Source organism: Aromatoleum evansii, from assembly GCF_045689615.1.
GTDB lineage: Bacteria > Pseudomonadota > Gammaproteobacteria > Burkholderiales > Rhodocyclaceae > Aromatoleum > Aromatoleum evansii.
In genome coordinates this window covers 3,469,445-3,482,340 of record NZ_CP141259.1, presented here as the reverse complement: position 1 = coordinate 3,482,340, position 12,896 = coordinate 3,469,445, and the positions used below count along the sequence as shown (strand labels likewise).

The 12,896-nt window shown below is 66.4% G+C and carries 12 protein-coding genes; 5 read left to right on the top strand and 7 right to left on the bottom strand.

Features of this window, described 5'->3' with window-relative positions; all coding sequences use genetic code 11:
- Nucleotides 1-19 precede the first annotated feature (19 nt).
- Complete coding sequence (locus U5817_RS16310) at nucleotides 20-910, bottom strand: cation transporter (RefSeq protein ID WP_339379987.1); 891 nt, start codon at nucleotides 908-910, stop codon at nucleotides 20-22.
- Nucleotides 911-1,106: 196 nt separating this feature from the next.
- On the opposite strand from U5817_RS16310, the gene U5817_RS16305 reads away from it, so the two are divergent.
- Genes U5817_RS16305 through arsB form a run of 5 tightly spaced genes read left to right on the top strand, consistent with a single transcriptional unit; the run spans nucleotide 1,107 to nucleotide 5,270 of the window.
- Nucleotides 1,107-1,478, top strand: coding sequence for a helix-turn-helix transcriptional regulator (locus U5817_RS16305; RefSeq protein ID WP_169126950.1), 372 nt, complete (start codon nucleotides 1,107-1,109; stop codon nucleotides 1,476-1,478).
- Nucleotides 1,475-1,954 (top strand): arsenate reductase ArsC, encoded by a 480-nt coding sequence (locus U5817_RS16300; RefSeq protein WP_169126948.1) that lies wholly within the window; start codon nucleotides 1,475-1,477, stop codon nucleotides 1,952-1,954. The genes U5817_RS16305 and U5817_RS16300 overlap by 4 nt, the downstream gene beginning before the upstream one ends.
- Before the next feature lie 42 nt (nucleotides 1,955-1,996).
- Entirely contained in the window at nucleotides 1,997-2,356 is a 360-nt protein-coding gene (gene arsD / locus U5817_RS16295) for an arsenite efflux transporter metallochaperone ArsD (protein WP_169126946.1), read from the top strand.
- 16 nt (nucleotides 2,357-2,372) lie between these two features.
- Entirely contained in the window at nucleotides 2,373-4,148 is a 1,776-nt protein-coding gene (gene arsA / locus U5817_RS16290; protein ID WP_169126944.1) for an arsenical pump-driving ATPase, read from the top strand.
- 15 nt (nucleotides 4,149-4,163) lie between these two features.
- Entirely contained in the window at nucleotides 4,164-5,270 is a 1,107-nt protein-coding gene (arsB, locus tag U5817_RS16285) for an ACR3 family arsenite efflux transporter (protein ID WP_407278070.1), read from the top strand.
- An 81-nt stretch (nucleotides 5,271-5,351) separates the two neighbouring features.
- On the opposite strand, the gene U5817_RS16280 is transcribed toward arsB, so the two are convergent.
- The 6 genes from U5817_RS16280 to U5817_RS16255 all read right to left on the bottom strand — a co-directional run bounded on the left by U5817_RS16280 (nucleotide 5,352) and on the right by U5817_RS16255 (nucleotide 12,756).
- The gene (locus U5817_RS16280; protein WP_407278069.1) at nucleotides 5,352-6,728 is read right to left on the bottom strand and encodes an OprD family outer membrane porin; all 1,377 of its coding nucleotides are present in this window, start codon (nucleotides 6,726-6,728) and stop codon (nucleotides 5,352-5,354) included.
- A gap of 192 nt (nucleotides 6,729-6,920) precedes the next feature.
- Nucleotides 6,921-8,018: a 4-oxalomesaconate tautomerase gene (locus tag U5817_RS16275; RefSeq protein ID WP_407278068.1), complete on the bottom strand. Its 1,098-nt coding sequence runs from the start codon at nucleotides 8,016-8,018 to the stop codon at nucleotides 6,921-6,923.
- A 98-nt stretch (nucleotides 8,019-8,116) separates the two neighbouring features.
- Nucleotides 8,117-9,109, bottom strand: a complete 993-nt coding sequence (locus U5817_RS16270; protein ID WP_407278067.1) for a D-2-hydroxyacid dehydrogenase family protein — start codon at nucleotides 9,107-9,109, stop codon at nucleotides 8,117-8,119.
- A 12-nt stretch (nucleotides 9,110-9,121) separates the two neighbouring features.
- Entirely contained in the window at nucleotides 9,122-10,282 is a 1,161-nt protein-coding gene (gene tcuB, locus U5817_RS16265) for a tricarballylate utilization 4Fe-4S protein TcuB (RefSeq protein ID WP_407278066.1), read from the bottom strand.
- Nucleotides 10,269-11,696: an FAD-dependent tricarballylate dehydrogenase TcuA gene (tcuA, locus tag U5817_RS16260; protein WP_407278065.1), complete on the bottom strand. Its 1,428-nt coding sequence runs from the start codon at nucleotides 11,694-11,696 to the stop codon at nucleotides 10,269-10,271. The genes tcuB and tcuA overlap by 14 nt, the downstream gene beginning before the upstream one ends.
- Nucleotides 11,697-11,820: 124 nt before the next feature.
- Nucleotides 11,821-12,756 carry a LysR substrate-binding domain-containing protein gene (locus U5817_RS16255; RefSeq protein WP_407278064.1) on the bottom strand — a complete coding sequence of 312 codons (936 nt, stop codon included), beginning with the start codon at nucleotides 12,754-12,756 and terminating at the stop codon, nucleotides 11,821-11,823.
- Between the last annotated feature and the right edge of the window lie 140 nt (nucleotides 12,757-12,896).

Below are 12,896 nucleotides of genomic sequence, written 5' to 3'. Positions count from 1 at the left end.
TGCGCCGGTTTGGCGGCGGTCAGCGCAGGCGCAGGATGCGGATCGCGCCGGCCACGACGACTCCGCCGATAATGCCGCCGATGATCCAGTCCGGCCAGGGACTGGCGGTGGCACTCACGAGCAGGCCCGCCGCGATCACGCCGGCGTTGGCGATGACGTCGTTGGCCGAGAAAATGTAGCTCGCGCGCATGTGGGCGCCGCGATGCCGGTGGCGGTGGATCAGGAGCAGGCAGCTGGCGTTGGCAAGCAGGGCGAGCGCGGCGATGCCGATCATCGCGATGCTCTCCGGTTCGGCGCGCGTGAGAATGTGCCGCGCGGTCTCGGTCAGGGCGCCGAGCGCGAGGATCAGCTGAAGGACCCCGGCCAGGCGCGCGGCGGTGAGCTTCATGCGGGTGGCGCGGCCGACGGCGTAGAGGGCGACGCCGTATACCGCTGCATCGGCGAACATGTCCATCGCGTCGGCGATCAGGCCGGCGGAGCGCGCGAACCATCCCGCTCCGATCTCGACGACGAACATCAATGCGTTGATCGCCAGCAGCAGCCACAGGACGCGGGCTTCCGCCGCGGGGTCTGCCTGGTCCGCGGAAAGCGTGGCTTCGGTCAGGGGCGTCGAGCCGGTGAGCGTCGCGCCGAAGCCGAGGGGTTCGAGTGCTAGCAGGATTGCAGCCGCTTCGCCTGCGTGGTCGACGGCCAGCCTCCGCGCCGGCAGGTCGAAGTGCAGTGCGCCCACCGGAAGTGGTGCGAGCCGCAAGCGGATCATCTGCTCCTCGGATGGGCAGTCCATGCCGGGGATGTGGAAGGTGGAGCGCAGTAGCGGGCCGTCGCCGGGTTGCGCCGCGCCGGCCTCGTTGTCGCATGGCGTTGGTGAGCTCTTGCAGCTGCACGCGGAGGAACACGGAGGGGCATCCACGGCCGGCAGTCCATCTGGATAATCATCAAATGCTAATTCTTGTCGAGCTGCGTGGCTAGCCCAGGCCATGCCAATCATCGGGTCGGAGTCCTCGCGGAGATGCGGCGTTGCGTCGGAAGCGCTGCGGTGGCGGTTGCATTGACGTCACTCACGTCTATCGATACGATATTTCAACAACTTTGGAAGTGTCGAAGAGATGGACGAAAAAGCCGCCCTTGCCGTATTCGAATGCCTCTCGTCGGGTGTCCGGCTCGGTGTATTCCGGCTGCTCGTGAAGGCGGAGCCGGTCGGCATCGTCGCCGGGGATATCGCCGCAGCGCTCGACGTCGCACCGAGCAGCCTGTCCTTCCATCTGCGCACGATGACGCAGGCCGGACTGCTGCGCGTGGAGCAGGAGGGGCGATTCCTGCGTTACCGGGCGAATCTCGCGCTGATGACCGAGGTCGTCGGCTTTCTCACTGAAAACTGCTGCAGCGGGGTGTCCGGCGGGTGCCGGGACGCGGATCTCCTATCCGGAGGGATTCCCGCTTGTGGCTCATCCAACCCTGTGCGGGAATCGAAAGCATGAATGTGTTGTTCCTATGTACCGGCAACTCGTGCCGGTCCATCCTCGCCGAGGCGACCTTCAATCATCTGGCGCCGCAAGGCTGGACGGCCGTGAGCGCCGGCAGCAAGCCCGCCGGTTACGTGCATCCGCGCTCGCTCGCCCTGCTGGCACGCGAGGGGATCGCCACCGAGGGCTACCACAGCAAGTCGTGGGATGCGCTGCCCGTGACGCCGGACATCGTCGTGACCGTCTGCGCAAGTGCCGCGGGCGAGACCTGCCCGGCCTACCTCGGCCCGGCGCTGCGCACGCACTGGGGCGTCGAGGATCCCGCGCACGCGACCGGCACCGACGCCGAGATCGACGCCGCCTTCATGACCGCATACCGCATCTTGCGCGCACGCATCGAAGCCTTCCTCGCGCTGCCGCTCGACGAACTGCAGGCCGACCGTGCCCGCCTCAAGGCCGGACTCGACCGCATTGGCACGCTGCTGCTCTGAATTCCCTTTTCGCCTCATTCGTCTTCCCAAGGAGCATCCGACATGAAATCGATCCAGATCTTCGATCCCGCGCTGTGCTGCAGCACCGGAGTGTGCGGCGTCGACGTCGACCAGCAGCTCGTCAGCTTCGCAGCCGATGTCGAGTGGGCGAAGCAGCAGGGCATCGCGCTCGAGCGCTTCAACCTCGCCCAGCAACCCTTGGCGTTCGCGCAGAATGCGGTCGTGAAGGGTTTCCTCGAGCGGTCGGGCGCCGAGTCGCTGCCGCTGATCCTGATCGACGGCGAGTTCGCGTTGGCGGGGCGTTATCCGACGCGCGACGAACTCGCCCGCTGGGCCGGGGTGCAGGCTGAGCCTGCCGGCAAGGCCGCCGGCGGGTGCTGCAGCGGCGGCCGCTGCTGCTGAGCGGAGCGCCTCCGACATGCGCTTCCTCGATCAGCCGCCGCGTTACCTCTTTTTCACCGGCAAGGGTGGGGTCGGCAAGACTTCGCTGGCCTGCGCCACTGCAATCCATCTCGCCGGACTCGGCCGCAAGGTGTTGCTGGTGAGCACCGATCCGGCCTCGAACGTGGCACAGGTGTTCGAGCAGGAGATCGGCAACCGGGTGACGCCGATCGAGGCGGTGTCGGGGCTTTCCGCGCTGGAAATCGACCCGCAGGCGGCGGCCCGATCCTATCGCGACCGCATCGTCGGTCCGGTGCGCGGGATCCTGCCGGATGAGGTCGTACGCGGCATCGAGGAGCAGCTTTCTGGCGCTTGCACCACCGAGATCGCGGCGTTCGACGAGTTCACCGGACTGCTGACCGATACGCAGCTCACGAGTGGCTTCGACCACGTCGTATTCGACACGGCGCCGACCGGCCATACGATCCGCTTGCTGCAGCTGCCGGCGGCATGGTCGGGATTTCTCGCGAACAACACCGAAGGGGCGTCCTGCCTCGGCCCGCTGGCCGGGCTGCAGAAGCAGCGCGAGCAGTATTCGTCCGCCGTTGCGGCGCTTGCGGATGCCACGCGCACGCGGCTCGTGCTCGTCGCACGTGCCCAGGTCTCGACGCTGCGCGAAGTGGCCCGTACGCATGCCGAGCTGGCGGCGATCGGGCTCAGTCGCCAGTTCCTCGTCATCAATGGCGTGCTTGCCGATGATGCCGCCGCGCGCGCGGACGGGCTGGCCGCGGCCGTGCTGCGTCGCGAACGGGACGCGCTCGCCGCGCTCCCCGAGCCGCTGCGCGGGCTGCCCACGGACTACGTGCCGCTGATGCCCTTCAATCTCGTCGGCTTGCGGGCGCTCCGCGCCTTGCTCGGCACGGGCGGTTTGCCGTCCTGCGACGTGTCGCGCGATGCGCGTGCGTCGGCCGCGCTCGCGTTGCCGAATCTCGCGGGCCTGGTCGACGGCATCGCTGCGGACGGCCACGGGCTCGTGATGCTGATGGGGAAGGGCGGGGTCGGCAAGACAACGCTCGCGGCCGCGATCGCGGTGGAGCTCGCGCGCCGGGGTTTCCCGGTGCATCTGAGCACCTCCGATCCGGCGGCGCACCTCGCGGAGACGCTAGAGGGCTCGCTCGGGAATCTCGCCGTGAGCCGCATCGACCCGCAGGTGGAGACGGAACGCTATCGCCAGCATGTACTGGAGACGAGCGGCAAGGACCTGGATGCGCACGGACGCGCGATGCTGGAAGAGGACCTGCGCTCGCCTTGCACCGAGGAAATCGCCGTTTTCCAGGCCTTCTCGCGCATCATCCGCGAAGCCGGGAAGAAGTTCGTCGTCATGGACACGGCGCCGACCGGACACACCTTGCTGCTGCTCGACGCGACCGGCGCGTATCACAAGGAAATCGCGCGCCACATGGACAAGAGCCGCGTCACGCACTTCACGACGCCGATGATGCAGCTGCAGGATCCGACGCAGACCAAGGTGCTCGTCGTGACGCTCGCCGAGACCACGCCGGTGCTCGAGGCCGCGAACCTGCAGGCGGATTTGCGCCGCGCGGGGATCGAGCCGTGGGCGTGGATCATCAACAACAGCCTCGCCGCCGCACGCACCGACGCGCCGGTGTTGCGTTGTCGCGCCGAGCAGGAGTGGCCGCAGATCGAGGCCGTGCGCGAACACCACGCCAAGCGGGTCACGCTGGTGCCGGTGCAGGCCGAGGAGCCGGTCGGCGTAGCGCGGCTGCATGCGCTGGCCGCAGGAAAGAACTGAAGGAAGACGTGAAACATGTCCGTTCAATGTGAAATTACCGCCAAGCATGCGGCGGCTGCCCCGATGAGCGTCTTCGAGCGCTATCTCACGGTGTGGGTGTTCCTGTGCATCGTCGCCGGAATCGCCTTCGGCCAGATGGCGCCTGCGCTGTTCCAGGCCATCGGTCGCATGGAGGTCGCGCAGGTGAACCTGCCGGTCGGCGTGCTGATCTGGGTGATGATCATCCCGATGCTGATGAAGGTCGATTTCGGTGCGCTGCACGAGATCCGCGGCCACGCGCGCGGCATCGGCGTGACGCTAATCGTGAACTGGCTCGTGAAACCGTTCTCGATGGCGCTGCTGGGATGGTTCTTCATCCGTCACCTGTTCGCGCCGTGGCTGCCGGCGGAGCAGATCGACAGCTACGTCGCGGGCCTGATCCTGCTCGCGGCGGCCCCGTGCACGGCGATGGTGTTCGTGTGGAGCCGGCTGACCAACGGCGACCCGATCTTCACGCTGTCGCAGGTCGCGCTCAACGACGCGATCATGGTGGTCGCGTTTGCCCCCATCGTCGGCGTGCTGCTGGGCATTTCGGCGATCACGGTGCCGTGGGACACGCTGTTCACGTCGGTGGTGCTCTACATCGTGATTCCGGTCGCGCTCGCGCAGGTTGCACGCAAGGCACTGCTCGCGCGCGGGCAGGCGGTGTTCGACGCCACGATGGAGCGCATCGGCCCGTGGTCGATCAGTGCGCTGCTGGTGACGCTGGTGCTGCTCTTCGCCTTCCAGGGCGAGGCCATCCTCGCGCAGCCGCTGGTGATCGCGCTGCTCGCGGTGCCCATCCTGATCCAGGTGTTCTTCAACTCGACGCTCGCCTACCTGCTGAACCGCATGGTAGGCGAGAAGCACAGTGTCGCCTGCCCCTCGGCACTGATCGGGGCGTCGAACTTCTTCGAGTTGGCGGTGGCGGCGGCGATCAGCCTGTTCGGCTTCGAGTCGGGCGCGGCGCTGGCGACCGTGGTCGGCGTGCTGATCGAGGTGCCGGTGATGCTGCTCGTGGTGCGCGTGGTCAATGCGAGCAAGGGGTGGTATGAGGCGGGGGTGGCGTCCCCGGCCGCGGCCGGCCGCCGCGGGGGCGGCTGATCGCGGGCAAGGCGCCTCGGGGCATCATTTCGCGCGGCATCCGGATGCCGCGCGCGACCATGCGCTGTACCCCTCTTGGCGTCAGAAGAAGCGATACGTGTAATCGAGGTACACGCGATGGTCGGTGTTGTCCTGCAGGACGCCATCCACTCGACCCGTCTTGTCGGACTTGTATTCAAGGTATCGGTATCGTAGGTTCAGGCCCTTGAGTAGCGGGATCTGGTAGCGCACATCGACTTCCAGTTCACTTTCGTCCGCCTTGCCCAGCGACGAAACGTGACTGTTCCTGGCTCCCGTGCCCTGCTTGTACTTGACCGTTGTCTTGAGTCCCTTGACGTAGTCTTTCCAATCGTAGCCCGCGCGGGCCATCCAGACCGTCTCGTCGTTGTTGGTCATGTCCGCCAGCACGCCGCCCGTGGGAAAGGGGTTCATGCCGTGGTCGCCGGTGAAATTGTCCTCGATCCACGCGCCATCGAACTTCGCTACCGCAGCCCCGAGCATGACGTTTCCGGCCGTCCACTCCGCATCCAGATAGACGCCGCGCCCGTCGTTGTCGCTGCGGGTCACGCCGGCACGCGAGCCGGGGACGTCCTCGTCGTCCAGTTCCGCCCCCTCGGCGGCCGTGACGAACAGCTTGCCCGCATCTCGCGAGGTATGCAGACCGGCACTCAGCTTCAGCTTGTCCTTGTCCGCCAGACTGAATGTATAAGCTCCCATGAGACCGACCTTGGTCAGGAAGTCCTTCGAATTCAGGTACTCGAGGTTGATTTCGTAGGGTCCCTTCGCATAGCGTGCGCCTGCGGCGGCGACGTAGTCGATGTCGCCCTCGTCGGAACGATCGGTCGCGAATTTCTCGAAATGCGCTTCGCCGCGCCGTGACCATTCGTCGAACATCGCGCCGTAGAGCGTGAGCCCCGGGATGAGCGTCAGCTGGCCGCTCGCACCGGAGTAGGTGTTGGGCACCGCACGGCTCGTCGAGCTGATCAGGAGCAGGCTGTCATAGAGTTGCCGGCCGATCTTGAGCTGGGCCTTGTCCTGGTACTTCAGTTTGACGAATGCTTGGGCGACCTTGCCGAAGGAGTCGTGCAGCTCTCCGTTGTTGTCGGCGGAGAGCACGTCCGTTGTGACAAAGCCGGTCGCATCGAGCTTGGTGACACTGTAGCCCGACACGCCGAATCCAACGATGTCGCCGAAGTACGGCGACTCGTAGTTGAGCTGCAAGCCGAGCCCGGTCTGGGTGCGATCCCTCGAGGATGTCTCGAACTCGCGGTCGAAATGCACGCCGCGCACTTTCAGTTCCAGCTTGTGCCCGTCCTCTTCGGCCGCCACGCAGATTGCCGGTGCAAACAGCCCGGCCACGAGCAGGGGTAGGACGCCCGCATTGATCTTCTTCATGCCTTCCTCCTTGGTTGGATTCGTCTTCTCGCCGTCGCCCCGGACTTCGGCCAGGGTCGTCATCAGCTCTTGCAGCCGCAGTGGATTTCTTCCGAGACTGTCGAGTGCAGGCGAAGTATGGGGACCGTACTTAATTGCGTGAAATGCAAAACTGCAATTGATTCATGCGTGATTAGCATCACTAGACCGGCGCGTGCCGACGGCAGCCTCCAGGCTTCCGACGACGCGCGCTTGGCTATTTCGGGACCGTTGCGCTTATGCGGCTTGGCCGGGTTCGCACAGAGGAACGTGAACGGCTCCCCGAAACAGTGGGCGGGCCGTCCGGATCAGGCCTGCGGACTGGATGAGCGGAATGCCGTCGGCCCCCTGCGCCGCGACGTCGAGGCGGATGTCCAGCGTTCCGGCAGGCTGCTCGATGCTCACGAGGTACGGGTCGTCAGACTTCGGCAGGGCGAGACCTTGCACCACGGAGCCGGGAATGATGCTCGCGGCCGCGAGGCACAGCGCGCCGGTCACGGCATAGGCCGAATGGCAGTTCCACGGGGTGAAATAGCGCGAGGCGATCACGCCTCGGCCCTGCGGCGACGCAACCAGCGCGATCTTCGGCAAGACCTTGTCGCGCACGTCGCCGAGTCCTGCCAGCAGCGCAACCTGCAGCCGGATGGACTCGAGTCGAATCTTCAGTTTCCGGTCGGCATCGAGTTCGCCCTTCGTCTCGTGGCCGGTCTTGCCCATCGCTTCGGCCGGGACGAAGATCAGCGGCGTCGAGAAGTCGATGCAGGACACGCCCACGCCATCGACGACATCGACCACACGCCCGGTCGGCAGCAGGCGTCCGGTCTTGGCACCGGCGGCATCACGGAAATTCAACTGGATCGGCGCGCCACTGCCGGGGACGCCGTCGATTCGTGCGAGTCCGTCGTAGCTCACCTTGCCGCCAGGAGTCTGGATTACGGCCTCGACGATCTTGCCGGTGTTCACGTTGAGGATGCGCAGGGTCGTGACGGGGTCGGTTGCGGAGACCAATCCGTTCTCGATTGCGAAGGGGCCGACGCCGGCGAGCATGTTGCCGCAGTTCGGTGTCGTGTCGACCGTGGCCGTTTCCACCGACACCTGGGCAAAGAGGTACTCGATGTCGATGTCGGCCCGGGACGCGGGGCTCACGATGACCACCTTGCTCGTGAGCGTGTCGCCGCCGCCGATGCCGTCGATCTGACGTGCATGGGGCGAACCCATCGCCGCGAGCAATACCCGATCGCGCTCGGCGGGATCGGCGGGAAGATCCGCGGCGTGGAAATACGGCCCCTTCGACGTGCCTCCACGCATCAGCGTGCAAGGGATGGTCAGCATCATGGTGGTGTTCCTCCGTCTGAACGATGGCGCGATTCTGGGCGCACGACGGAAAAACATGAAATGCAATAATCGCTACGATTTGTGCGATAACGGCATTATTAGGACCGCGCGGTTCCCTGGCCGGATGCCGCCTGTTCCCCGGCCACGAATCGCCGTACATGGGCGAATGCCTCGCGAAAGTAGGCCTCGTAGGTATCCTGATCGACGAAGCCCAGATGCGGGGTGCACAGGATTGCGGGGTGGTTCAGGTAAGGTGCCGCGCCATCCGGCTCGCCCTCGAAAACGTCGAGCGCTGCGGCGCCCGGTCGGCCACGGGCGAGCGCGTCGAGCAGGGCGCCCGGCGCGAGAAGTTCGGCACGGCTGGTGTTAACCAGTAAGGCATCCGGACGCATGCACGCAAGATCGTCGGCATCGATCATGTGGCGCGTGTCGGGGCAGAGCCGCAGATGCAGGGTCAGGACGTCGAGTTGCGCCAGGAACTCGCTGCGGTCGGCGATGAACTCGTATCCTGCACTCGCTGCCGCTTCCCGTGACTGCTCGCGCCCATGCACGACGATGCGCATCCCGAAGGCCCGTCCGATGGCCGCGACGCGAGCGCCGATCTTGCCGAGCGACCAGACGCCGAGCGTTCGACCGTGCACGGCTCGTCCGAGCTGTTCATCCTCGATGTGCTCGCGGCTCCGCTGCCACTGCCCCTGCGACAGCCGGGTCGCGTAGGGCAGCAAGCGCCGCGACGCAGCGAGGATCAACGCCCAGGTCAGCTCGGCCGGGGCGATCGGATTGCCGCCGCCGTCGCGGACTTCGACGCACCGCCGCTTGCAGGCCTCGAGATCGATGCAGCCGGAAAGCCGTCCGGTCTGGACGATCAGTTTCAGCCGCGGCAGGGCTTCGACGACACGAGCGGTGATCTGCGTGCGCTCGCGAATCAGCACCAGGCAGTCGGTATCCTGCAGCGCGGCGATCAGCGCGTCCTCGTCGGCGAGGCGTTCCGTGAGCGCCTGCAGGCTTACCGGGAGACCCGAGAGCTCCTTCGTCGCCGCGAGGCGCGGGACCAGGCCCTGATAGTCGTCGAGTACCGTCACTCTCATCATGTTGCTCCGGCGTCACTCGCTGCCGACGCCGACCGGATTGGGCGCGCGCTTCTCGATGGCCCATTTCAGCAGTGCGGCGGTACGAAAGATGCCGTGCGCGAACTTGCCGTAGGGCATCGTCAGGAACAGCGCCATCACCGCGCCGAGATGTGCGGCAAGGAGGAGTGCCATCGCCGCAGTGTCGCGTCCCGCGAGGAGCGCGAGGCCCGTGGCGCTGGTGAGCAGCAGCAGCGCGATGAAGCCGCGGTCCATCGGTTTTTGCGCCGCGTCCCCGTGTTGCGCATGGCGCCGCACGTTCAGCCACAGCAGGCCTGCCGGACCGATGAGCAAGCCGATCCCGCCCAGGGTGCCGAGCACGACGGGCAGACTCGTCAGCGCGTACGGTGCCGCCCAGCCGAAGACGTAGTGGTAGATCGTCGCCACACTCGTCGCCGCAAAGCACAGCATGAAGCCGTAGAAGGTCAGGTGGTGGAAGCGGCGGCGGGCGAGGGTGCTGGCGTCGTCCGCGTTCGGGCAGCCTTGCCCGTGGCCGCCGTCGAGGTACTTGAGCTTGAGCACGTCATGCGCCGTCTCCGCGATCGCCGCGGCATTGGGGTCTCCCGCCGAGATGCCGCGCCAGAATTTCGCCACGCCCAGCCCCAGCGCGACCGCGACGAACAGGAACACCGGCCCGAACATCGACACCAGCAGGTTGTGCGGGAAGATCGCGTAGAAATCGCCGGCGAGCGGGGCATGGAACAACGTGCCATTCTTCGCCAGTGCCATCATCAGGAAGAGCGCGAGGCCGGCCGCAAGCGCCAGCGCGACGGTCAAGCCATTGTTGCGGTAGAGCGTGCCGAGACTGCTCGGCCACGCGAAGTCCGAGTAGGTCTGGCCGCGTACCTTGGCCATCGCCTGCGGGATGTTGACCGCGAATTCGTGCGGCGGCGCGTACTGGCACGCGTGGAGGCATGCACCGCAGTTGTGGCAGAGATTCGCGAGGTAATGGATGTCGGCCTGAGCGAATTCGAGCCGGCGTGTCATCGCCGGGAAAACCGCACAAAAGCCTTCGCAGTAGCGGCAGGCGTTGCAGATCTTCATCACGCGTTCGACTTCGGCTTCCGCGGCGCTGGGCGCGATGACGCCCTCGGCGAGATCGCTCGCTTCGCGGAGCAGGGCTTCAAGCTGCTGCATGTTCGACTCCTTCCTTCCTGGTCGCCGCGGCGGCCGAGGCGCCCGCGATACGACCGAATACCGTGCCGATCGTCATGCCGACGCCGGCGGTGTAGCCCTGCCCGAGTACGTTTCCGGCCATCATTTCGCCGGCGACGAAGAGATTGCGGCTGGGCTCACCCTTGAAGTGGACGGCCGCCCGTTCATCGACCTTGAGGCCGAGGTAGGTGAAGGTGATGCCGGGCTTGAGTGCGTAGCCGTAGAAGGGAGCGGTATCGAGCGGCAAGGCCCAGTGGGTCTTGGCCGGCGTCACGCCTTCCGTATGGCAGTCGTCGAGCACCGTGTGGTCGAAGGTGCCGACGCGGCAGGCGGCGTTGTAGTCGCGCACCGTGCGCACGAAAGCCTGCTCGTCGAGACCGAGCTGGCGAGCGAGACCTTCGAGCGTGTCCGCCTTCGCACCGGGGAACACAGGGGGCATGAAGCGTCCGACGGCTTTCGAGTCGATGACCGAAAAGCCGACCTGGCCGGGCTGCTGGGCAACGAGCCGGCCCCAGATCGCGTAGCGCTTGGGCCAGAAATCCTCGCCTTCGTCGTAGAAGCGCTGCGCATGCTTGTTGACGACGATGCCGAGGGAGACGCAGTCGATGCGCGTGCAGATCCCGCCGTCGTAGAGCGGCGCACGCGCGTCGACCGCGACGCAGTGCGATTGCGAGGGATCGCCGATCGTGTCCGCGCCGGCCTCCATCATCGCTTTCAGCAGCACGCCACGATTGAAGCGCGTGCCGCGGATCGCGAAATTGTCCGCCGGCCACTCGCCGTCGGCGTTCTGACCCCAGGCTTCGCGCAGCCATTCGCGATTGGATTCGAAGCCGCCGGACGCGAGCACGCAGGCACGTGCCGCGATGCGCTCCTGCCCGATCCAGGCGGCACGGAACTGGCCATCGACCACTTCCAGGCGATCCACCGGCGCCTCGTAGCGGATCTGCACGCCGAGCGCTTCGGCGCTGCGGTAATAGGCGTTCACCAGCGCCTTTCCGCCCCCCATGAAAAAGGCATTGGTGCGCGAGAGATGCAGCGTGCCCGACAGCGAGGGCTGGAAATGCACGCCGTGTTTGCGCATCCAGTCACGGCAGCGCGAGGACTCGCGGATCGCCAGCCGCGCGAGTTGCTCGTTGGTGCGACCACCGGTCACCTTCTTGAGGTCCTGCCAGAACTCTTCCTCGGGATAGGCGTCGGTGAGGACGTCCTGCGGGGCGTCGTGCATGCACCGCAGGTTGCGCGTGTGGCTGGAGTTGCCGCCACGCCATTCGCGCGGTGCGGCCTCCAGCAGCAGCACGGAAGCGCCCGCCTCGCGGGCGGTCAGCGCTGCACACAAGGCCGCATTGCCACCGCCGATGACGAGCACGTCGGGGGTGCTCGAGGTATCTTGTTTCATGTCCTGAACTCCATTCGGGGCTGGTTCCTCGTCGTGCGCTCACCGCAACCTGCGGACTCCGCACGTCGACAGCTCCACTATCGTGTCTGGCGTACCGCTTGCCCTAAGCCGCTCCGATATCGCCTCATCTCGAATCGAGATGGCTGGTCGTGACGCCGCGCCAGCGCCCCTCGTCGATGAGCTGATTCACGACGCGGGTCACCATGCCGCGCGTCGCCAGCGCGGCCGGCGACAGCTCGTCGTCGGAGAGACTGCACAGGAGATTCCGCCGGGACGTCCCGTCGTCCGTGATCTCGCTCCAGCCCAGGCGCGACATTGCATCGGACTGGCGCGCGAGCGCTGCCCAGGGCTGCAGCGTTGCCGCCATGCCGCGCGCCACCATGTCCATCAGCACATAGAGCGAATCGACTTCGGCGATGACTGCGGGGCGCACGCCGAGCGCCGTGAACGCGGCGTCGATGACCCGGCGCAGACCGTGGCGCGGAGTCGGCAGCACAAGCGGGACGTCGACGATGTCCGCGAGGCGCGTCGGCAAGGCCGAGGGGCGTGCGTTGGCACCGCAGATGAAGAACAGACGCTCTTCCAGCAGGGGCTGCACACTGCAGCGGCTCGCAGGTCCGGTGTCGAAGAGGACGGCGAGATCGAGCTCGCGGCCGTTCAACATCTGGCCAAGGTGACCGGACATGCCCTCGACGAGGTGAATGCGGATGTCCGGATAGTGCTCGCGCATCGCCTCGATCAGAGGGAAGCCGAGCACCCCGGAGGTCGATGGCGCAAGGCCGATACTGACGATGCCCGACAGGCGCGATTGCTGCGCGGCCGTCGCCGCCTCCTTGGCATGGCGCAAGGCGAGCTGCGCATGGGCGAGGAAGGCGATGCCGGCATCGGTCGGCATCACCCCGGTCGCGGTACGCTGCAACAGCCGTGTCGCGAGTTCGCCTTCAAGGCGCTGAATCTGCAGGCTCACCGCGGATTGAGCGATCCCGAGATCGAGCGCAGCCTGGCTGATGCTGCCGAGCTCGATCGTGCGCACCAGATAGCGCAGCTGTCTGAGTTCCATGCTGTAGTCCTCCCTTGGCGACTTCTCTCCGCGACGCGTGTCACGCCGTGCTAGTTCGTGCTCAGCACTGCCACGGCTGCGAGTTCGTCGGATTCCTCACATCTGTCCGGCGTACGCTTGATGACCGGGGCCGACTCGCG